The sequence below is a fragment of the Micromonospora kangleipakensis genome, from assembly GCF_004217615.1.
In the GTDB taxonomy this organism is placed as follows: domain Bacteria; phylum Actinomycetota; class Actinomycetes; order Mycobacteriales; family Micromonosporaceae; genus Micromonospora; species Micromonospora kangleipakensis.
Map to the genome: position 1 here is coordinate 1,699,755 of NZ_SHLD01000001.1, position 20,855 is coordinate 1,720,609.

The 20,855-nt window shown below is 73.4% G+C and carries 17 protein-coding genes; 9 read left to right on the top strand and 8 right to left on the bottom strand.

Features of this window, described 5'->3' with window-relative positions:
- The first annotated feature begins 58 nt into the window (after positions 1-58).
- Entirely contained in the window at positions 59-718 is a 660-nt protein-coding gene (locus EV384_RS08320; protein ID WP_130340358.1) for a rhomboid family intramembrane serine protease, read from the top strand.
- A 111-nt stretch (positions 719-829) separates the two neighbouring features.
- On the top strand, positions 830-1,798 hold the full coding sequence (locus EV384_RS08325; RefSeq protein WP_130331666.1) for an NAD(P)/FAD-dependent oxidoreductase: 969 nt from the start codon (positions 830-832) through the stop codon (positions 1,796-1,798).
- Between the two features lie 10 nt (positions 1,799-1,808).
- Here EV384_RS08325 and EV384_RS08330 read toward each other — a convergent pair whose 3' ends face one another.
- Positions 1,809-2,507, bottom strand: coding sequence for a TetR/AcrR family transcriptional regulator (locus EV384_RS08330; protein ID WP_130331668.1), 699 nt, complete (start codon positions 2,505-2,507; stop codon positions 1,809-1,811).
- A 144-nt stretch (positions 2,508-2,651) separates the two neighbouring features.
- On the opposite strand from EV384_RS08330, the gene EV384_RS08335 reads away from it, so the two are divergent.
- On the top strand, positions 2,652-3,569 hold the full coding sequence (locus tag EV384_RS08335; protein ID WP_130331670.1) for an NAD-dependent epimerase/dehydratase family protein: 918 nt from the start codon (positions 2,652-2,654) through the stop codon (positions 3,567-3,569).
- Positions 3,570-3,609: 40 nt separating this feature from the next.
- Here EV384_RS08335 and EV384_RS08340 read toward each other — a convergent pair whose 3' ends face one another.
- Complete coding sequence (locus EV384_RS08340) at positions 3,610-4,581, bottom strand: DMT family transporter (protein ID WP_130331672.1); 972 nt, start codon at positions 4,579-4,581, stop codon at positions 3,610-3,612.
- On the bottom strand, positions 4,578-5,609 hold the full coding sequence (glpX, locus tag EV384_RS08345) for a class II fructose-bisphosphatase (protein ID WP_130331674.1): 1,032 nt from the start codon (positions 5,607-5,609) through the stop codon (positions 4,578-4,580). The genes EV384_RS08340 and glpX overlap by 4 nt, the downstream gene beginning before the upstream one ends.
- 293 nt (positions 5,610-5,902) lie before the next feature.
- Here glpX and EV384_RS08350 point away from each other — a divergent pair, with 293 nt between their 5' ends.
- The 3 genes from EV384_RS08350 (at position 5,903) to EV384_RS08360 (ending at position 8,681) form a co-directional block, all read left to right on the top strand.
- Positions 5,903-6,670: a DUF4245 domain-containing protein gene (locus EV384_RS08350; RefSeq protein ID WP_130331676.1), complete on the top strand. Its 768-nt coding sequence runs from the start codon at positions 5,903-5,905 to the stop codon at positions 6,668-6,670.
- 113 nt (positions 6,671-6,783) lie between these two features.
- Positions 6,784-7,602 carry a hypothetical protein gene (locus EV384_RS08355; RefSeq protein WP_130331678.1) on the top strand — a complete coding sequence of 273 codons (819 nt, stop codon included), beginning with the start codon at positions 6,784-6,786 and terminating at the stop codon, positions 7,600-7,602.
- A gap of 236 nt (positions 7,603-7,838) precedes the next feature.
- Positions 7,839-8,681, top strand: a complete 843-nt coding sequence (locus EV384_RS08360; RefSeq protein WP_242623984.1) for a hypothetical protein — start codon at positions 7,839-7,841, stop codon at positions 8,679-8,681.
- A 40-nt stretch (positions 8,682-8,721) separates the two neighbouring features.
- On the opposite strand, the gene EV384_RS08365 is transcribed toward EV384_RS08360, so the two are convergent.
- On the bottom strand, positions 8,722-8,934 hold the full coding sequence (locus tag EV384_RS08365) for an exodeoxyribonuclease VII small subunit (protein ID WP_130331682.1): 213 nt from the start codon (positions 8,932-8,934) through the stop codon (positions 8,722-8,724).
- 73 nt (positions 8,935-9,007) lie between these two features.
- Entirely contained in the window at positions 9,008-10,222 is a 1,215-nt protein-coding gene (gene xseA, locus EV384_RS08370; RefSeq protein ID WP_130331684.1) for an exodeoxyribonuclease VII large subunit, read from the bottom strand.
- Positions 10,223-10,569: 347 nt separating this feature from the next.
- On the opposite strand from xseA, the gene EV384_RS08375 reads away from it, so the two are divergent.
- Both EV384_RS08375 and EV384_RS08380 read left to right on the top strand, forming a co-directional pair.
- Complete coding sequence (locus EV384_RS08375; protein WP_130331686.1) at positions 10,570-11,562, top strand: 4-hydroxy-3-methylbut-2-enyl diphosphate reductase; 993 nt, start codon at positions 10,570-10,572, stop codon at positions 11,560-11,562.
- A 44-nt stretch (positions 11,563-11,606) separates the two neighbouring features.
- Positions 11,607-12,050, top strand: a complete 444-nt coding sequence (locus EV384_RS08380; RefSeq protein ID WP_130331688.1) for a hypothetical protein — start codon at positions 11,607-11,609, stop codon at positions 12,048-12,050.
- Between the two features lie 190 nt (positions 12,051-12,240).
- Here the strand turns inward: EV384_RS08380 and EV384_RS08385 are convergent, their stop codons facing one another.
- Positions 12,241-15,543, bottom strand: a complete 3,303-nt coding sequence (locus EV384_RS08385; RefSeq protein ID WP_130331690.1) for a S8 family serine peptidase — start codon at positions 15,541-15,543, stop codon at positions 12,241-12,243.
- A gap of 152 nt (positions 15,544-15,695) precedes the next feature.
- Positions 15,696-16,886, bottom strand: a complete 1,191-nt coding sequence (rmuC, locus tag EV384_RS08390) for a DNA recombination protein RmuC (protein ID WP_130331692.1) — start codon at positions 16,884-16,886, stop codon at positions 15,696-15,698.
- 55 nt (positions 16,887-16,941) lie between these two features.
- Between rmuC and EV384_RS08395 the strand changes: the two genes are divergently transcribed.
- On the top strand, positions 16,942-17,757 hold the full coding sequence (locus tag EV384_RS08395) for a hypothetical protein (protein WP_130331694.1): 816 nt from the start codon (positions 16,942-16,944) through the stop codon (positions 17,755-17,757).
- A 194-nt stretch (positions 17,758-17,951) separates the two neighbouring features.
- On the opposite strand, the gene ppc is transcribed toward EV384_RS08395, so the two are convergent.
- Positions 17,952-20,738: a phosphoenolpyruvate carboxylase gene (ppc, locus tag EV384_RS08400; protein WP_130331696.1), complete on the bottom strand. Its 2,787-nt coding sequence runs from the start codon at positions 20,736-20,738 to the stop codon at positions 17,952-17,954.
- Positions 20,739-20,855: the final 117 nt, after the last annotated feature.

Sequence of the window (20,855 nt, forward strand, 5' to 3'; positions counted from 1 at the left end):
GCACCGGGACGCGCCGCCCGGGTGGCGGTCGACCGCGATTGCTGATAGCCATTGGTACGTGACCTGGCGCGGCGGCCCGACGGGCGGCGATCCCCACCGGTTCGGCACCGAGGCGTTCTACGCCTCGCTGGGCCGGGCCTTCGTCGCGATGTGCGCGGTCGTGCCGGTGCTCTTCCTCATCGAGGCGCTCGACGTCGGGCTGCACGCCGACCTCGACGTGGCGGCGGGGATCATCCCGCACCGGATCCAAGGGCTCGACGGCGTCTTCTTCTCGCCGTTCCTGCACGCCGACTTCAACCACCTCTACAGCAACAGCATCCCGCTGATCCTGCTCGGCACCTTCGTGCTCGCCGCCGGCACCCGCCGGTTCCTCTGGTCGACGCTGCTGATCATCCTGGTCAGCGGGCTGGGGGTGTGGTTCACCGGCTCGCCCAACTCGGTGGTGGTCGGCGCCAGCGGCGTCATCTTCGGGTACCTGGGCATGCTGCTCACCCGGGGGGTCGTCGAGCGGAGCTGGTGGAACGTCGCGGTGGTGCTGCTGGTCGGCCTGCTCTACGGCTGGCAACTGCTCGGCATCCTCCCCACCGACGAGCGGATCTCCTGGCAGGGCCACCTGTTCGGGCTGCTCGGCGGGGTCGTCGCGGCGATCCTGTTCCGGCGTCGCCGCGCCGAGCTGCCCCAGCCGCAGCACACGGAGCCGCCGCTCACCCTGCCCTGACCGGCCGGCACGGCCGTCCGAACGGGTCATGGGACGTGCTTGCCCGGCGGCACCCGCCCGCCTACCGTCGGCATCAGCACACGTTGACGTGAGGCGAAAGTGACGGTACGCATGCGCGAGGTCGATGTCGCCGTGATCGGGGCCGGTCCCGCCGGGCTCTTCGCCGCGTACTACGCCGGATTCCGTGGGCTCTCCGTGGCGGTGATCGACGCGCTGCCCGAACCGGGCGGCCAGGTCGCCGCGATGTACCCGGAGAAGCTGATCCTCGACGTCGCCGGCTTCCCCGCCGTCAAGGGGCGGGACCTGGTGGCCAATCTGGTCGCCCAGGCGGCGCCGTTCGCGCCGACGTACCTGCTCGGCACCCGGGCCGAGAAGCTCTCCTACACCGACGGGCGGCCGGTGCTGGGGCTCGCCGGCGGCGAGCAGCTGAGCTGCGGCGCGGTGATCGTCACCGGCGGGCTGGGCAGCTTCACGCCCCGGCCGCTGCCCGCCGCCGACAGCTTCGTCGGCGCCGGGATCGTCTACTTCGTCCCCCAGCCGACCGAGCTGGCCGGCCGGGACGTGCTGATCGTCGGCGGCGGCGACTCGGCCTTCGACTGGGCCCTGACCCTCCAGCCGCTGGCCCGGTCGGTGGCCCTGGTGCACCGCCGGGAACGGTTCCGCGCCCACGCGTCGACGGTGGCCCGGGTGCTGGCCCTGCCGGTGCGGGTGGTGGTCAACGCCGAGGTGACCCGGCTGTACGGGGAGGACCGGGTGACCGGCGCGGAGCTCGTCGTTCGGGGTGGCGCGGCGGAGACGCTGCCGGTCGACACGGTCGTCGCGGCGCTCGGCTTCACCGCCGACCTGGGCCCGCTCGCAGAGTGGGGCCTGCGGCTGGACCGCCGGCACATCGTGGTGGACAGCGCGATGGCCACCAACCTGCCCCGGGTCTTCGCCGCCGGTGACATCACCGAGTACCCGGGCAAGGTCCGGTTGATCGCCACCGGCTTCGGCGAGGCCGCCACGGCGGTGAACAACGCGGCGGTGGCGATCGACCCGACCGCCCACCTCTTCCCCGGCCACTCCTCCGACGGCAGCTGACGGGGTCCGGTCAGGACGGTCGGGGGAGGCCGATCAGGTCGGCCATCAGGCCGGTCTGGTGGTCGAAGTACTCGTCCCGGTGCGGGAGTGACCGGTTGATCCGGCCGAAGAGCTCGAAGCTGATCAGCCCGAAGAGCTGGGTCCAGCCGGCCATGCCGCGGGCCAGCAGCGCCTCGGACATGCCGGGGTGCAGGCCGGCGGCGATCTCGGCGAGGTCCTCGCGCAGGGGGGCGGGCAGCTCGTCGTCGGGCGGCGGGGTGAGCCGGCCGGTGGTCAGACCGTCGTGCAGGATGCCGACCAGCACGATCGGGGGACGCTGGGCCGGGCCGACCGTGTCGTCCGGGGCCGCGTACCCGGGGACCGGGCTGCCGTAGATCAGGGCGTACTCGGCCGGGTGGGCCAGCGCCCAGTCCCGGGCGGCGCGGCAGGTGGCGTGCCAGCGCCCGCGCAGATCGTGCCGTTCGGCGGCCGCGTCGGCCGCCTCCACCGCGTCGCCGAGCGCGCCGTACGCCTCCAGGATCAGCGCGGTGAGCAGGTCGTCCCGGCTGGGGAAGTAGCGGTAGATCGCCGACGAGACCATGCCCATGTCCCGGGCGACCGCGCGCAGCGAGAGGTTGGCGCCGTCGGTGGCCAGGTGCCGCCGGGCCACCGCCTTGATCTCGTCGATCATTCCGGCGCGGACCCGGGCGCGTAGCGAGGGAGCGACCATGCCCCCACTCTGCCACGGGGAGAGCGCCAATCAAAACCGAGAGCAGTGCTCTTGACAAAGTGTCGCGCGGCGGATCATGCTGGTCCTGCTCTCAACGAGAGCAGTGCTCGCGGATCGGATCCCTGCTTCGAAAGGTGGCCTTCCATGGCCCTGCACGTCATCGTCGGCGCCGGCCCAGTCGGCACCGCCACCGCCCGGCTCCTCGCCGAGCGCGGCGACCGGGTCCGGGTGGTGACCCGCCGGGGCACCGGGCCCGAGCACCCGGCCGTCGAGCGGGTCGCCGCCGACGCCGCCGACGCGGACCGGCTCGCCGCGCTGACCGGCGGCGCGGACGCCCTCTACAACTGCGCCAACCCGCCGTACCACCGGTGGCCCATGGACTGGCCGCCGCTCGCCGCGGCGCTGCTCACCGCCGCCGAGCGCAGCGGCGCGGTGCTCGCCACGGTCGGCAACCTCTACGGCTACGGCCCGGTCGACGGGCCGATGACCGAGGCCACCCCGCTGGCGTCCACCGGCGTCAAGGGGCGGGTGCGGAACCGGATGTGGGCCGACGCGCTCGCCGCGCACCGGGCCGGGCGGGCCCGGATCACCGAGGTGCGCGGCTCCGACTACCTGGGCCCCGGCGGCACCTCCCTGCCCATGCTGGTGCTGCCCCGAGTGCTCGCCGGGAAGCGGGTCTTCCTCCCCGTCGACTGGAACGCCCCGCACAGCTGGACGTACATCGACGACGTCGCCCGTACCCTGATCGCCGCCGCCACCGACCCGCGGGCCTGGGGCCGCGCCTGGCACGTGCCCAGCGCGCCCGCCGTCGCGATGCGGGAGCTGGCCACCCGGGCGGCGGCCCTGGCCGGCGCCCCCGCGCCCAAGCTGACCCGGATGCCCTACCCGGTGCTCTGGCTCGGTGGCCTGGCCGACCCGTTCGCCCGCGAGCTGCGGGAGACCGCCTACCAGTTCGACCGGCCCTATCTGCTCGACTCCGGCGCGGCGACCGCCACCCTCGGCGTCGAGCCGACCCCGCTGGACGTCTCCCTCGCCGAGACCGTCGCGGCGCTGCGCCACTGACCGGCCGGCACCGCCCGCGGCGCCCCCCGTCCGGCGGGCGTCAGCGGCGCGGCGGCGGCCCGAGCGCCGCGATCAGGACCGCGACCAGGGTCAGCGCCGCGCCGAGCAGGGTGGTCGGCCCGGGGTGCGAGGCCGCCGTCGGCAGAAGCATGTCCAGCAGTACGGCGCCGACGATCTGTCCGGCGATGGTGGCCAGTGCGAGCAGCAGCACCCCGGTGAAGCGGACGATGGCGGCGGCGAGCGCGATGAAGACGATGCCGATCGGGCCGCCCAGGTAGAGCCAGGGCTCGGTCGGGAGGCTGCCGGACGGCCAGCCCCGGACCGCCACCTCGACCGCGAACGTGGCCAGCAGCGCCACCGCGCCGACGGTGAAGTTGACCAGAGTGGCGGCCAGGGCGCTGCCGGCGGCTCCCCGCACCCGGCCGTTCACCGCCTGCTGCCAGGCGATGCCCACCCCGGCGAGCAGCGGCAGCAGGGCCAGCGCCAGGGCGCCCGGGTCGCCGAGCCGGTCGCCCACCGCCAGCAGCACCGCCAGGACGGTGAGCGCCGCGCCGACCAGGCGACTCGGGGTGACCGGCTGCCGGCCGGTCGGCCCGATGCCGGCCCGGTCCACCAGCAGGCTGCTGGCGGACTGCCCGGCGACCACGGCGACGGTGAAGACGGCGACGCCGAGCGTGCCGATGGTCAGCCCCTGGGTGGCGACCAGGAACGCGCCGCACACCCCGCCGAGGCACTGCCACGGCCGCAGCGACCCCTCGGCCAGCGCCGCCCGCAACGCGGCCAGCCCCCGCCGGCCGCCCGGGGTGGCGGGGACCAGCACCAGCAGCACCAGCAGGCCCAGGCCGAACGAGACCACCGCCGCGGCGATCCCGTCGGCCAGTCGTACGCCCAACTCGCCGTTGATCCGGGACTGGACGGCCACCGCGACCCCGGAGGCGGTCGCCAGCCCGACGCCGGCGATCCGCCGCCCGGTCGACAGCGTGGGGGGCGCCGCCGTCCCGGTCGCGATCACTCCTGTTCGGCCAGCGGGCGACCGTCGAAGTCGACGGCCGAGTAGAGCGCCAGCTTCTCCAGCCGGTGGTACGAGTCGATCACCCGGATGGTTCCGCTCTTGGAGCGCATCACGATCGACTGGGTGTACGCCCCGCCGGCCCGGTAGCGCACCCCGCGCAGCAGGTCGCCCGAGGTGACGCCGGTCGCCACGAAGAAGCAGTTGTCCCCGGTGACCAGGTCGTCGGTGAGCAGCACCCGGTCCAGGTCGTGCCCGGCGGCGAGCGCCTTCTCCCGCTCCTGGGCGTCACGCGGCCAGAGCTTCGCCTGCATCGCCCCGCCCATGCACTTGAGCGCGCAGGCGGAGATGATGCCCTCCGGCGTGCCACCGATGCCCATCAGCACGTCGACGTCGGACTCACCCCGGGCGGCGGCGATCGAGCCGGCGATGTCGCCGTCGGAGATGAACCGGATGCCCGCGCCGGTCCGGCGGATCTGCTTGACCAGGTCGTCGTGGCGGGACCGGTCCAGCACGCAGACCGTCACCTCGGAGACATCGGTGCCCTTGACCTTGGCGATCCGGCGCAGGTTGTCGGCCACCCCGGCGTTGATGTCCACCACGTCGGCGTACATCGGGCCGACGGCGAGCTTCTCCATGTAGAAGACCGCGCTCGGGTCGAACATCGCGCCCCGCTCGGAGACCGCGAGCACCGCGAGGGCGTTCGGCATGCCCTTGCTCATCAGGGTGGTGCCGTCGACCGGGTCCACCGCGACGTCCACCTCGGGGCCGCTGCCGTCGCCGACCTCCTCGCCGTTGAAGAGCATCGGGGCGTTGTCCTTCTCGCCCTCGCCGATCACCACGACGCCCCGCATCGGGATCGAGTTGATCAGTTTGCGCATCGCGTCGACGGCTGCCCCGTCGCCGCCCTCCTTGTCGCCCCGCCCGACCCACCGGCCGGCGGCCATCGCCGCGGCCTCGGTGACCCGGACCAGGTCGAGGGCAAGGTTGCGGTCGAGATCCTGCGGGATCCGCGTCCTGGTGTTCGTCATGACGGCTCCTCCTCGCGACGTTGCGGGGTGGACCGGCAGGATGCGGCCGTCGCCGCTGCCGGCTTTGTCGCTGATCCTCACACGATCGCCGACGCGACGTCGGGGCGGGGCGGGGATGAGCAGCTTCCCGCCGACCGGGCGGTCCGGGCGCCGGCCGGTCGTGACCTGGCCGGTCCGTCGTGGGTCGGCTCCGCAGCGGAGTCGGCTGTGAGATCGGTCGCTCTTGGCGACCTGCGGCGGCTCGCTCCCCGCCGGCCGGTCGGCACCGATCGGCCGGCTGCGAGAATGGGCGGGTGGAAGCCGCACAGCCAGCCGACCGCGTACCCACCGACACGACCCCGCCGGACGGCCAGCCGCCGGTCCGGGCGACCGCCGGCCCGTCCCCGGAGGCCGGGGAGCCGGCCCTCGTCGAGCCCGCCACCGGGCCCGCGCCCCTGCCCGACGCCGGCGAGCCGGCGCTGGTCGAGCCGGTCGACGGCACGGCCCGGGGTGAGGTCGGCGCCCATCCGGCGGTCTCCGGCGACCAGCCCGCGCCGCCGGCCCGGCGGGACAAGGCCCGCTCCGAGCGGTCGCCCCGGGACATGGCGCTCTCGCTGCTCGTGCTGCTGGTCCCCATCGCGCTGCTGCTCGCCTTCTACCGTGGGTTCCTCGGCGGCGACGAGCCGGCCACCGTCGACCCGGCGCCCGCCGTCCAGGAGGCGCGGGCGGCGAACGCGTTCCCGGTCAGCGCGCCGGCCGGCCTGGCCTCCGACTGGCGCACGGTCAGCGCCCGCTACCAGCCCGAGCCGGGCGGGGCGACGCTGCGGATCGGCTACCTGACCCCGGAAGGGCGCGGCGCCCAGCTCGTGCAGAGCAACGTGCCCGCCGAGAAGCTGCTGCCCGCCGAGCTGAGCGGCGGCCAGCCGCAGGGGACGGCCGATCTGCCCGGCGGAAGCTGGCAGCGCTACACCGCCCGGGGCAACGAGCAGGCGCTGGTGCTGCTCGAACCGACGCGAACGGTGATCGTGGTCGGTGACGCCGGGGAGGCTGAGCTGCGCCAGCTCGCCAGCGCCCTCCGCTGACCGGGTCGGGCCCACCGGGTCCCCACGGCCCCGCCGTGCTCCGCGTTAGGCTGCCCGGGTTCGAAACCGGGCACACCTGGCGTGCCCGGACACATCTCCGGAAAGAGAACCACGTGAACATTCGACGGTGGAGCGTCGGCGTCCTCGCCGCCGCCCTCTTCGTCCCCGGTCTGGCCGCCTGCAAGACGGAGGCCGACTCGCCCACCGCCGACGGCGCCTCCGCCGCCCCGGCGGTCCCCGCCGACCCGAAGGAGGCGCTGCTCGCCTCCACCAAGGAGATCCAGAAGGGCAACTTCACCTTCGCGATCGACGGCGGCGAGTTCACCGGCGGTGGCACGGTGCACCTGCCGTCCAAGAGCGCCGAGATGAAGATGGGCAGCGGCCAGAGTGGCGCCGACGACGCCTCGATGAACATGCACCTGGTCTACATCGACACGGACAGCTGGGTGAAGCTGGAGTTCGGTGGCGCGATGGCCGACTCCATCCCCGGCTTCAAGGCGCTCAAGGGCAAGTACCAGCACCTGGACCGCACCCGGATCAAGAACGCCAAGGAGCTGGAGTTCGACTTCAGCGACGTCGACCCGGCCGGCAGCGACACGCTGATCCAGGCGATCACCGACGTCAAGAAGACCGGCGAGGGCGCGTACGCGGGCACCATCGACGCCACCAAGGTCACCGACTCCGACGTGCTCGACGCGGAAACGGTCAAGGGCCTGGGCGACAAGGCCGGCGCGCTGCCGTTCACCGCCAAGGTCGACCCGCAGGGCCGGTTGACCGAGTTCGCCGTCCAGATGCCGGCGGTCGGGGACACCGCGGCGCACACCATGAAGGTGACCTACGCCGACTACGGCGCGGCCACCGCCGTGCAGGCGCCCCCGGCGAGCCAGGTCGTCGAGGCGTCCGAGCAGACCTACGAGATGTTCAAGGGCTGAGCCCGCGCGGTCGGGGGCGGCAGCTCCGCCCCCGGCCGGGTCGCCCAACCCTCGTGGGCCGCGCGGACCGGACAGGGATTGCCGAAGGCCGCTTCAGGGAACAGAGAGGGCGCGAGCTCGCCGGGTCGCTCCGCCGGCCGGACGGGGCTCGTGCGCCGGAGCCGGCGTCAAGGCTGCGGCGCCACGCCTCCGGCGCCTTCCGTGGGCCGGACGACCCACCTGGAGAGGTTCACGTGATGATTCGACGCTTCAGCGCGGCAGCCTTCGCCGCGGCGCTGCTCACTCCTGGCCTGGCCGCCTGCAACAGCACCGGGACCGGCGAGGCGGGGGCCTCCGCGTCCCCGACGGTCTCCGGCAGCATCGCGCCGAGCGGCGCCAGCCCCGGTACCGGTGACGCCAAGCAGGCACTACTGAACTCCACGAACGAGATCCGGAACGGCAACTTCCGATTCACCATGTCCGGCGCCGGCTCCACCGCGGAGGGCCAGGTGCACGAGCCCAGCCAGAGCGCGGAGATGCGGGTGACGATCGGCGACCCGTCCTCCGACCTGATGATGAAGCTCGACCTGATCCACTTCAAGCCGGACAGCTGGGTGAAGGTGGAGCTGGGCGGCAGGTCGGCCAGCAGTGTCCCCGGGGTGCAGAAGCTCAACCTCGGCAAGTACCAGCACCTGGACCAGACCCGGATCAAGGGCAACCGGGCGCTCGGCTTCGACTTCGAGAAGGTCGACCCGGCCGGCAGCGAGGTGCTGACGCAGGGCATCACCGAGGTCCGGCAGACCGGTGACGGCATGTACGCCGGCACGCTCGACGTGTCCCGGGCGGCCGAGGCCGGTTCGGTCGACCCCACCGTGATCACCGCGCTCGGCGCGCAGGCGAAGTCCGTGCCGTTCACCGCGAAGCTGGACCCGCAGGGCCGGCTCAGCGAGATGGTGGTCCAGGTCCCGGCGGCCGGCCAGAGCGCGGCGCAGGACATCAAGATCACGTACTCGGACTACGGCAACGCCGCGGCCGCGCAGAAGCCGCCGGCCGACCAGGTCGTGGAGGCCCCGCCGGAGTTCTACAACCTGTTCAACTGAGCCCGTCGGCGGGGCGGCTTCGGCCGTCCCGCCCTCGGCGTCAGTCCTCGGCGCGCTGCCGGGCCGCGTCGATCCGCGCCCGGGCGCCGTCCAGCCAGCGCTGGCAGATCTCGGCCAGCTGCTCGCCGCGCTCCCAGAGCGCCAGCGACTCCTCCAGCGACGTGCCGCCGGTCTCCAGCCGCTCGACCACCTGGGCCAGCTCGGCGCGGGCCTGCTCGTAGCTGAGCCGCTCGTCCTTCTTCTCGTCAGTCATCGCACCCATCCCACCACATCCGTCCGCCGTCGCCCGTCCGCCGTCGCGCTCGCCGCCCGCCGCTCGGCACCTGTCAACCGTCGACGGTCGCGGTCAGCTCGCCGTCGGCGAGGCGTACCCGCAGCGGGTCGCCCTTGGCCACCTCGGCGGCCGCGCGGACCACGTGGCCGTCGGCGCGCTGCACGATCGCGTACCCGCGGTCGAGGGTGGCGGCGGGGGAGAGCGCGCGCAGCCGGGCCAGCGTGTGCCGCAGGTCGTCGCCAGCGGCGCCGAGCCGGTGGTCCAGGCAGCGGCCGGTCCGGTCGCGCAGCGCGGTCACCTCGGCGGCCCGCTGGTCGACCATCACCTGCGGCCGGGCCAGCACCGGGCGGGAGCGGAGCAGGTCCAGGCGGTGCGACTCCCGGTCGACCAGGTTGCGGACGGCCCGCTCCAGGCGGGACCGGGCCTGGCCGATGAGGCGTACCTCGTCGGTGAGGTCGGGGACGATCCGCTTCGCCGCGTCGGTGGGCGTCGACGCGCGGACGTCGGCGACGTAGTCGACCAGCGGGGCGTCCGTCTCGTGGCCGATCGCGCTCACCACCGGCGTACGGCAGGCGAAGACCGCCCGGCAGAGCGCCTCGTCGGAGAAGGCGAGGAGGTCCTCGATGCTGCCGCCGCCCCGGGCCAGGATGATCACGTCGATGGTCGGGTCGGCGTCGAGCACCTTGAGCGCGTCGACGATCTGCGGGACGGCGCCCGGCCCCTGCACCGCGACGTTGACCGTGCGGAACTCCACCGCCGGCCAGCGCCGCCGGGCGTTGGTCAGCACGTCCCGCTCGGCGGCCGAGGCGCGACCGGTGATCAGCCCGATCCGCCCGGGCAGGAACGGCGGCCGGCGCTTGCGGTTCCGGTCGAAGAGCCCCTCGGCGGCGAGCAGCTTCTTGAGCTTCTCCAGCCGGGCCAGCAGCTCACCGAGCCCGACCTGCCGGATCTCGTCGGCGCGCAGGCTCAGCGTGCCCCGGGCGGCGTAGAACTCCGGCTTGGCGTGCAGCACCACCCGGGCGCCCTCGCGCAGCTCCGGCGCGCCGGAGTCGAGGACGTCCCGGTTGGTGGTGACGGTGAGGCTGAGATCCGCCGACGGGTCGCGCAGGGTGAGGAAGACGGTGCTGGCGCCGGGGCGCCGGCTGATCTGCGCCACCTGCCCGTCCACCCAGACCCAGCCGAGCTTGGCGATCCAGGCGCCGACCTTCTGGCTGACCACCCGGACCGGCCAGGGCTCCTCGGGGGTGCTGCGCGGGGCGTCGCTCACCCCATCACCCTACGGACCCCCGTGTCGATCAAGAGGTTCGCGTCCGCGCCCGGGCGTTTCCGGACGCAAACCTCTTGATCACCAGCGGCGGCGGGGGGTGAGGATCAGGCCAGGGCGGTGTGTGCGGGGTGGGGCAGGAGTTGGGTTTCCCCGGGACGCGCGGTGAGCATCCGTGGCCCCGCCGCGGTGATCGCCACCGGGTGCTCCCAGTGGGCGGCGCGGGCGCCGCCGAGGGTGCTGATGGTCCAGCCGTCGTCGGCGACCGTGAAGCCGGGGGCGCGCGCGGTCCCCCTGTGGCGCGGGTCGCAGCCGCTGCCGTCGGAAAACCCGACACGTAGGATGGGCGGGTGACTCCCGCTGAGACGACTCCCCGGACCGGCAAGCGCGTGCTCCTGGCCAAGCCCCGCGGCTACTGCGCGGGCGTGGACCGGGCGGTGCAGACCGTCGAGGAGGCGCTGAAGCTCTACGGCGCGCCGATCTACGTCCGCAAGCAGATCGTGCACAACAAGCACGTGGTGCAGACCCTGGAGGCCAAGGGCGCGATCTTCGTGGAGGAGAACGAGGAGGTGCCCGAGGGCGCCACCGTGATCTTCTCCGCGCACGGCGTGGCCCCCGAGGTCTACGAGCAGGCGAAGGCGCGCTCGCTCAAGGCGATCGATGCGACCTGCCCGCTGGTCACCAAGGTGCACCAGGAAGCGAAGCGGTTCGCCGCCGAGGACTACGACATCCTGCTGATCGGCCACGAGGGGCACGAGGAGGTCGTCGGCACCGCCGGTGAGGCCCCCGCGCACATCCAGCTGGTCGACGGCCCGGACGGCGCCGACAAGGTCACCGTGCGCGACCCGAACAAGGTCGTCTGGCTCTCGCAGACCACCCTCTCGGTGGACGAGACGCTGGAGACCGTGGCCCGGCTCAAGCAGCGGCTGCCGCTGCTCCAGTCGCCGCCCAGCGACGACATCTGCTACGCCACCTCCAACCGGCAGCACGTGGTGAAGGAGATCGCCCCCGACTGCGACGTGGTGATCGTCGTCGGGTCGCGCAACTCCTCCAACTCGGTGCGCCTGGTCGAGGTGGCCCTGGACGCCGGCGCCCGCGCCGGTCACCTGGTCGACTTCGCCGACGAGATCGACGACGCCTGGCTGGCCGGCGCCGCCACGGTCGGCGTCACCTCCGGCGCCAGCGTCCCCGACGAGCTGGTCCAGCAGGTGCTCGCGCACCTGGCGGAGCGGGGCTTCACCGACGTCGAGGAGATCACCACCGCCAACGAGCGGCTGACCTTCTCGCTGCCGCAGGAGCTCAAGCGGGACATGAAGGCCGCAGCGACGGCCGCGCGGGGTTGACCGGGCCGGGAACGGACCACCCCCGCCGTACGTCCGAGACGGGTATGAGGAACCTTCGGCTCGCCGTCCCCGCCCTGCTCGTCTGCGCGGCGTTGAGCGCCTGCGGCGGCCAGGGCGGTACGGACGGCACCACCACCCCGACGGGAGCAGCCCCGGTGACCAGCCAGCCCACCCCCGACCCGACCGCCGCCCCGAGCGACCCGGCGGACCCGGTCGACCCGTCGCCCACCGCGAAGGGCCCGACCGCCCCGCCGAGAGGCGGCCCGACGAAGCCGCCGCCGGCCGGCGACACCGTGCTCACCGGCAGCATCCAGGCCGGGGTGGAACCGAACTGCCTGCTGCTCGACGGCAACCTGCTGATCGGCGGCCCCCGCGACGTGCTGAAGCCGGGCGCCCGGGTCACGGTCACCGGCCGCTCCCAGCCCGGCATGATGACCACCTGCCAGCAGGGCACCCCCTTCGTCGTCGAATCCGCCCGCCCCGCCTGACCCCCCTCCCTCCCTCCCTCCCGCTCTCCCCCGGGGACCTGCAGGTTGATCATGAAGTTGTTGTCGCTCGCCTCGGCGTGTCGCGACAACAACTTCATGATCAACAGGGTGGTCGGGCGGGTGGTCGGGGGTGGAACGGGAGGAGCCCCGCCCCCGGGACGGGGGCGGGGCTCCTTGGTTCAGCGGATGATCAGTTGACCGCGCCGATGGCCACCGAGCCGCGGCCGACGACCGCGCCCTCGGTGGTGGTGACGGCCAGGTCGCCGTAGAGCTCCCGACCGGCGGCCGGGGCGGCCAGGGCGGTCACCGTACCGGTGAGGGTGGCGGTGGCGCCGTTGGCCAGGGCCAGCGGGGTGTTCGGGGCGGACAGGCTGCCCAGCGCCGGGGCCGAGAAGGAGTCCCGGTAGTCGTAGGCGGTGGTCGGGTCGTCGACCGCGTAGCCGTCCACGACCACCCGGTAGGTGCCGGCGGCCGGGTTGGTCAGCGTCACGGCCTCCTCCGAGTCGCCGTCGGCCGAGATGCCCACCCGGGTGGCGCCGAGGAAGACCGACAGGTCCAGGTCGGCGCCGAGGTCGGAGGGGTTGCCGATCCGGGCGGTGAACGAGGCCGCCCCTGCCGGAACGTCCACCAGGTACTCCTGCTGCACGCCCTGGGCGATGCTCGGCCGCTCGGCGTGCACGCTGGAGAGCGGGCCACCCACGCCGGTCACCTGGACCGGGCCGAAGGTGTTGGTCAGGCCCCAGCTCACCTCGGTCGGCGCGCCGGCGCTCACCGCCGGCAGCTCGACCACGGCCGGCTCGACCTTCACGCCCTGCACGCGCGCCTGGAGCTGGAACGGGTTGTTCAGGGTCGGCGACGTGCGCCGGGCCTCCACCTCGATCTCCCAGACCCCGGCGATCGGGTTCTGGTAGTCCCGCTCCTGCGGCTTGCAGACGGCGGCGTCGGAGAAGTTGGTGTAGCAGGCGGTGCTCGCGGTGCTCTCCACCGGAACGCCGTACGGGTTGAAGGCGATGAACCGGGTCTGCGAACCGGTCGCAATGCCGGAGAGGTTGACCTGGAGCGCGCCCGCGCCCTGTGGCACCGTCACGAAGTACGAGGTGAAGCTGTTCCGCTCGACCGAACCCTCGGTGGAGAAGGAGTACGCCGGGGCGTAGACCGCGTTCGAGGCGACCACGACGGTGGAGACCTCGAAGTCGACCACCGAGGTGGCCGGGTCGTCGATCGTCATGATCGCGCCGTGCGCCCCCGCGGTCAGCGGCTTCGCCTTGATCTTGACGGTGACGGTCTTGTTCAGCGGCAGCCACACGACCTGCGGCGCGGTGAACGTGCCGTCGTTGCCGCGGAACGCGACGTTGTGGGCGATGCCCTTGTTCGGGCCGCTGGTCCGGGTCAGCTTGACCTCGTAGTAGCGACTCTCCTTGACCTTCTGACCACCGCGGTCGGCGGCGCAGCGGTTGTAGACGCCGACGCCCACGTTCGGGGTCGGCTCGAACTCGCCGGAGTCCTTGTTGTACCTGGTCAGGTTCCCCGACAGCTCAGTGCAGACCGGCGCCGAGGAGGTGTAGCTCCGGGTCTGCACACCCGCGTCCAGCAGGCCCCACGCGCCGGGCACGTTGAACATGCCGTAGCCCTGGCCGTACGTCGGGACGCCGTCGATCGGCTTGGCGGAGGTGTAGATGGCCCGGCGCAGCGCGGCCGGGGTGACGCCCTTGCCGTTCGCCTTGGCGGCCGAGAGCAGCAGCGCGGCGGCGCCGGTGGCCTGCGGGGAGGCCATCGAGGTGCCGTTGAGCATCTGGTAGCCCGGCGGGAGCGGGTAGCCGGCCTCGGGGACCGGGTTGCCCGGCTGCCAGGTCGGCGCGGTGGAGATGGCCGAGCCGGGGGCGGCGATGTTCGGCTTGAAGCCGCCGTCCTCCCGCGGGCCGCGCGAGGAGAAGTTGAACAGCGCGTTGTCCTTGCGGACCACCGAGCCGTAGTTGGCCAGCCAGGTGTCCTTGCTGACGTTCGCCGCCACGCTGACCACGTTGCTGGCCACCGACGGGTCGCCGACGGTGTTGAGGCCCGGGCCGGAGTTGCCGGCCGAGATGAACATCTGCACGCCGTAGGTGGTGATCAGCTCGTCGTAGAGGTTGGCGCGGGCGTTCGAGCCGTCGTTCAGCGCCGGGAGGCCACCGATCGACATGTTGACCACGTCGACCTTGCGGTTGACCACCAGGTCGATCATGCCGGTGGTGAGCGCCGCGGCGGTGCAGCCGCCGCCCCAGGAGCAGGCCCGGGCGGAGACCAGCTTGGCGCCGGGGGCCGCGCCGTCGAAGGCGCTGTTGCCCAGCATGTCGTTGGCGGCGGTGATGCCGGCCACGTGCGTGCCGTGAGTGCTCTCGATGATGCCGATGTTGACGAAGTCGTAGTACGGGCCCGGCTTGCCGTCGCCCGGGGCGATGTCCACGTCGCGGCGGTACTCGACCACGAACGGGATCTGCTCCCGCACGGCGGTGGCCGGGTTGTCCGTGCCGAAGTGGCCGACCTGGAACTTCTCCTTGTACGGCCGCATCAGCTCGTCGTCGGTGAAGTCCTTGTTCTGGTTGACGTCCACCCAGATGTTGCCGGTGGCCTGGTCGTAGAGGATGCCCCAGGAGTCGGTGGCGTCACCGTCGCGGTTGACGTCACCGCGCGCGTCGCTAAGGGCGGTGATGTTCTCGCGGAAGACGTTGAACTTGTAGGTGCCGGCGGGTGCCGTCCAGGTGCCGAGCGAGTTGGTGAACGACGGGCCGGCGACCTCGGTGGCCATCGCGCGCCAGGAGGCGTCCTCGAGCGGGTCCGTCGCGGTGACCCAGTCGACGATCTTGCGCTCGCCCGTGGTGGTCTTCTGCAGCGCCGGCTGGTCCAGGTCCACACCGGAGTCCATGATGCCGATGGTGACGCCGCGGCCGTCCCACTCCGGGTGGGCGGCCTTGAAGGCCTCCGCGCCGGTCTCGTTGGTCGGCATGTACGGGTTGACCGCGCCGGTGTCCCCACCGGGGCCGGCCAGGGTCTCGCCCTGCTCGGCGGTCTTCGCGCCGGCCGGGGCGGCCTCGGGGGCCGGGTCTGGGAGCTGGATGGTCTCGTCGAGGTCGACCGCGGAGACGCCGGGCAGCATGGCGGCCTTGAGCACCTTCGAGGTGGGGACCTTGGCCAGCAGGTAGCCGACCTGGTCGTACCGCTGGCTGATCGAGGCGCCCAGGCCCTTCAGGCCGTCGGCTACCTTCGTGGCCGAGCCCTTCTTGGCGGCGATGATCAGGGTGACGGTCGGAGCGTGCTTCGCCTCCGCCTCGTCGAGGAGCTTGGCGTCGTGCGCACCCAGCGTCTCGACGGCGGTCGGCTGCGAGGCGTCGGGGGTGGTGGTGGGGGCCGCGCTCGCGGTCGCGGCGCCACCCCCCACGGTCATGGCACCGGCCGCCAGGACCGAGGCGAAGAGCGCGGCGGAGGTACGCCGGCTCCGGTTGCGGGGTTGACTCACGTTCTCTTCCTCCAGAGAACAGGGCCCTTCAGAAAGAAACAGGGCACGCGTGAGCGAAATCCTTCGCGGTGGCCGGCGTCGATGTCACTACTCCGACGTAGGTTGTGACCACTCCGTGACGTGATTAGGCCGTCATCGTCACACCGGTCGTGTTAAGCGTCGATGTCTGTTGACCGTTCGGCCGATGTGGACCGGCCCTCGTCCGCGGTCCCGACCAGCTCCGGGGCCTGCGGCTGCCGGGGTGCCAGCTCCACCTGTGCCGGCGTGGCCAGCTCCTGGTCGGAGACGCCCAGCTCGGCGAGCTTGCGCGCGCTGACCAGCACCCGCGCCTCCAGCGACCCGACCGCCCGGTTGTACGCGGTCACCGCCCCGCCGAGCGACGCGCCGAGCTTGCCGACGTGGTCGCCCAGGGTGGACAGTCGCCCGTACAGCTCGCGGGCCAGGGAGTGCACGGCCACCGCGTTGCGCGCCAACGCCTCCTGCCGCCACGAGTAGGCGACCGTGCGCAGCAGCGCCACCAGGGTGGCCGGCGTCGCGAGCACCACGTTGCGGGCGAAGGCGTGCTCCAGCAGCGTCGGGTCGCGCTGCAACGCCACGTCGAGGAACGGGTCGGCCGGCACGAAGAGCACCACGAACTCCGGGGTCGAGTCGAACGCCGCCCAGTAGGTCTTGGCGGCGAGCGCGTCCACGTGGGCCCGCAGGTGCCGCGCGTGCGCGTCCAGGTGGGTGTCTCGCCCCCGCTCGTCGCGCGCCTCCATCGCGGTCAGGTACGCGTCGAAGGGCGCCTTGGCGTCGACCACCACGCTGCGCCCGCCGTGCAGCCGGACCACCAGGTCGGGGCGCACCCCCTGGTGGTCGGTGGCGGCGGTGACCTGCTCGTCGAAGTCGCAGTGCTCCAGCAGGCCGGCGGCCTCGACGATCCGGCGGAGCTGGTGCTCGCCCCAGCGCCCCCGCACCTGCGGCGTGCGCAGCGCGGCCACCAGCTGCTTGGTCTCGGTGCGCAGCTCCCCGGAGACCGTGCTCATCGCCCGGACCTGCTCACGCAGCTCGGCGTACGCGTCGACCCGGTCGTGCTCCAGCTCGGCGACCCGCTGCTCGTACCGCCGGAGGGTGTCGTGCAGCGGGGCCACCGCCCGGGCGACCGCCTCCTGCGACTGGGCGGTGGCCTCGTAGCTGAGCGCCCGCATCGACTGCTCCAGCCGCCCCTCACCCGCCCGGGTGGCCTCCAGGGTCGCCTCCAACCGGGCGAGCTGGGTGGCGGCGCGGGACCGGGCGGCCAGCCAGCCGACCGCGCCGCCCGCGGCGAGGCAGAGCACCACCACGGCCAGCGTCGCGAAGTCCATGCCCGAGAGCTTGCCAAACGGGTACGACGGGCGCCCGGTGGGTACCTTCGGGAGCATGGAAGTTGCCCTGTGGGTGATCCTGGTCCTGATACTCGGAGGTGCGTTCGTGTTCTGGCGGTGGGGGAGCAGGTCCCGGCGGGCCACCGAGCTGGCCGACGCCCGCGCGGAGGCGCAGCGCTGGTACGAGCGCCTCGGCGGCCAGCTGATGAACCTGCACGGCGACGCGCCGGCGGTGCGGCAGGCGCTGGCCGACGCGGGTGAGCGGTACAACGCCGCCGGCTCCCAGCTGGAGCAGGCGGGGACCCCGCACCAGTTCGCGCTGGCCCGGGAGACCGCGCTGGAGGGGCTGGCCTACATCCGGGCCGCCCGCACCGCGATGGGCATCGACCCGGGACCGGAGCTGCCGCCGCTGGCCGCCGCCCGGGGCGCCGGCATGCTCACCAAGGAGCGCGAGGTCAACGTGCAGGGGCAGACCTACCGGGCCGGCCCGCAGCCGGGCAACCAGACGCCCTACTACTACCCGGGCGGCAACTGGCAGGGCCGGCCGGTGCCGGCCGGCTGGTACTCGACGCCGTGGTGGAAAACGGCGCTCGGTACCGGGGCCGGCGTGCTCGGCGGCATCCTGATCGCCGACGCGCTCTTCTCGCCCGCCTTCGCCGACCCGGGCTACGAGGCCGGCTACCAGGAGGGCTTCGGCGACGGTCAGGACCAGGGCGGGGACGTCGGCGACCAGGGCGGGGGCGACCAGTTCGCCGGTGACCAGGGCGGTGGCGACTACGCCGGCGGTGACTTCTCCGGCGGCGATTTCGGCGGCGACTTCGGTGGGGGCGACTTCGGCGGCGGCGACTTCGGCGGCGGCGGCGACTGGTGAGGGCGGTCCGGCCGGGGTGAGCCGGCCGGCCCGCCGGGTCGACCGTGCGGGGCGGATGGCGGCGAGGCATGGCTGAACGGCGGGGGCAGATACCGGTCGAGCGATATACCTGTGAGGGATAGATATGACTGACAGGTATATCGCTCGAGCAGGAGCTGTCGGCCGGGGCCGGCCGGGCGGGGCGGCGGTGGGGATCAGCCGGTGTTGCGCATGCCGGCGGCGATGCCGTTGACCGTGGTCAGCAGCGCCCGCTCCAGCGCCGTACCGTCGTTGGGGGCGCGGCGACCGCCCGGCGCGGTGGCCACCGCCCGGCCGGCGGCGCCGGACTCGCGGTACTGCTGGAGCAGCGCCACCTGGAGATGGTGCAGCGGCTCCAGGTAGGTGTCCCGCACCGCCAGGGTGCGCTGGAGCACCGGCGAGTTCTCCAGCAGGGCCGGCGAGTTGGTCACCGCCAGCACCTCCTGCTTGGTCAGCTCGTACTCCTGCTGGATCTTGTCGAAGATCGGGTGCAGCTTCCTCGGCACCAGGGTCTCGACGTACCGCCGGGCGATCGTCAGGTCGGTCTTGCTCAGCATCATCTCCACGTTCGACAGGAACGTGCGGAAGAAGTGCCAGTTGCGGTTCATCTCGGCGAGCACGTCCTCCAGCCCGGCCGCCCGCGCCGCGGCCAGCCCGGAGCCGACGCCGTACCAGCCCGGCACGATCTGTCGGGTCTGCGTCCAGCCGAAGACCCACGGGATGGCCCGCAGGCCGGCCAGCCCGGCCCCGGTGTTGGGCCGCTTCGCCGGCCGGGAGCCGATGTTCAGCGCGCCGAGCAGCTCGGTCGGGGTGGAGGCCCAGAAGTACGCCGGCAGGTCCGGCTCCTCGACCAGCGACCGGTACGACCGGAACGCCGCCTCGGAGACCACGTCCATCGTCGCGTCCCAGCGCTCCAGCATCTCGGCCGGCTGCCGGGGCGCGGTGTGCAGCAGCGTCGCCTGGAGCACCGCGGCCACGGTCAGCTCCAGGTTCTCCCGGGCCAGCGCGGGCAGCGTGTACTTGTCGGAGATGACCTCGCCCTGCTCGGTCACCTTGATCGCGCCGTCCAACGTGCCGTACGGCTGGGCCAGGATCGCGTCGTGCGTCGGCCCGCCGCCGCGACCCACGGTGCCGCCGCGGCCGTGGAAGAGCCGCAGGTGCACGCCGTGCCGGGCGGCCACGTCGCGCAGCGCGCGCTGGGCCCGGTGGATCGACCACTGGCTGGTGGTGATGCCCGCCTCCTTGTTCGAGTCGGAGTAGCCCAGCATCACCTCCTGCACGTCGCCGCGGGCCGCGACCAGGGCCCGGTACGCGGGCAGCGACAGCAGCTCGTCGAGCAGCTCGCCGCCGGCGTTCAGCTCGGCCGGGGTCTCCAGCAGCGGCACGATGCCGATCCGGGCCCGACCGCTGTGCACGTCGACCAGGCCGGCCTCGCGGGCCAGCACCACCGCGGCGAGCACGTCGTCCACGCCCAGGGTCATCGAGATGATGTACGACTCGATCACCTCGGACCCGAACCGGTCCTGCGCCTCCCGGATCGCCCCGAACACGTCGAGCGTCTTCTGCGCGCCCTCGGTCAGCGGGGTGTCCAGGGTGGAGAGCGGCCGGCGGCCGGCCAGCTCGTCGGCGAGCAGCTTGGTCCGCTCCAGCCGGGTCAGCGACGGGTAGTCCGACACCTCGCCGACGGCCGCGTAGAGCTGGGCGAGGACCGCGTGGTGCGCCTCGGCGTGCTCCCGGACGTCCATGGTCGCCAGGTGCAGGCCGAACGCGGAGACCGTACGGATCGTGGAGGCCAGCCGGCCGACGGCGGTGAGCTGCCCGGAGTTGCGGGCCAGCGAGGCGCGCAGCAGCTCCAGGTCGGCGATCAGCTCGGCGGAGCCCCGGTAGTCCCGCCCGGGCACGTGCGCGGTGCCGGCGCGCAGCCGCTCCCGGGTGTTGGCCAGCTTCGCCTTCACGCAGCGGGCCTTGAGCCGGTACGGCTCCTCGGCGTTGACCCGGCGGAACCGGGGCGCCACCTCGGGCAGCGCGTCCAGGTCGGCGGCGAGGCTGGCGGAGAGGTCGAGCGAGACAGCGCGCAGCCGGCGGGAGACGGAGACCTCGTTGATCAGGTGCTCCATCGCCGCCTCGGTGGCCGAGATCCCGTGCTCGTGCTGGATCCGCAGCACCTCCCGGGTGACCGCCGGGGTGACGAACGGGTTGCCGTCCCGGTCGCCGCCGATCCAGGTGCCGAAGGTCAGCGGGCGGGACGTCGGTGAGGTCTCCACGCCCAGGGTGCGCAACGTGTCGGCGAGGTCGTCGAGGACCTGCGGCGCGGCCTCGGCGTACAGGTCGCGCAGGTAGTAGATGGCGTTGCGGGCCTCGTCGGTCGGGTCCGGCCGGTCCAGCCGCAGCTCGTCGGTCTGCCACATCAGGTCCAGCAGCTCGGCCAGGCGCCGGTTGGCCGGCCCCTCGTCGCTGGCCCCGTAGAGGATCGCGTTGGCGGTCTCGGCGTCCAGCTCGTCGGCGATCGCGCGCAGCTTCGACAGGATCGAGCGGCGGGCCGCCTCGGTCGGGTGGGCGGTGAAGACGGGGCGGACCGCGAGCCGGCGGGCCGCGGCGGCGATCTCCTCGGCCGGCACCCCGCGCTCGGCGATCATCTTGGCCGCCTGGTCCAGCCAACCGCCCTGGACCGCCCGGCGGCGGCGCAGGTCGCGGGCCCGGTGCACCTGCTCGGTGATGTTGGCCAGGTGGAAGTAGGTGGAGAAGGCCCGGGCCAGCTTGGTGCCGGTGGTGACGTCGAGACCGCCGAGGCGCTGGGCGGCGGCCGGGGCGTCGGAGCGGACCTGGGCGCGGATCTCCTCGACCAGGTCGAGCAGGGGGCGGCCCTCCTGGCGGGCGAGGGTCTGCCCGAGGAGCGTGCCGAGGCGGCGGATGTCGGCCCGCAGCGCGGCGTCCGGGCCGTCGTGGTCGTGCTGGTCGGTCACGGTGCGCTCCTTACGTGAGTACGAAGGACAGCGCTGTCCGACTCCCTGGATCGTATCCGCGCCGGCCCCGCCGCAAGGAGGGGGCCCGCGTGATGATCTGCACCCTGGGACGGGCGG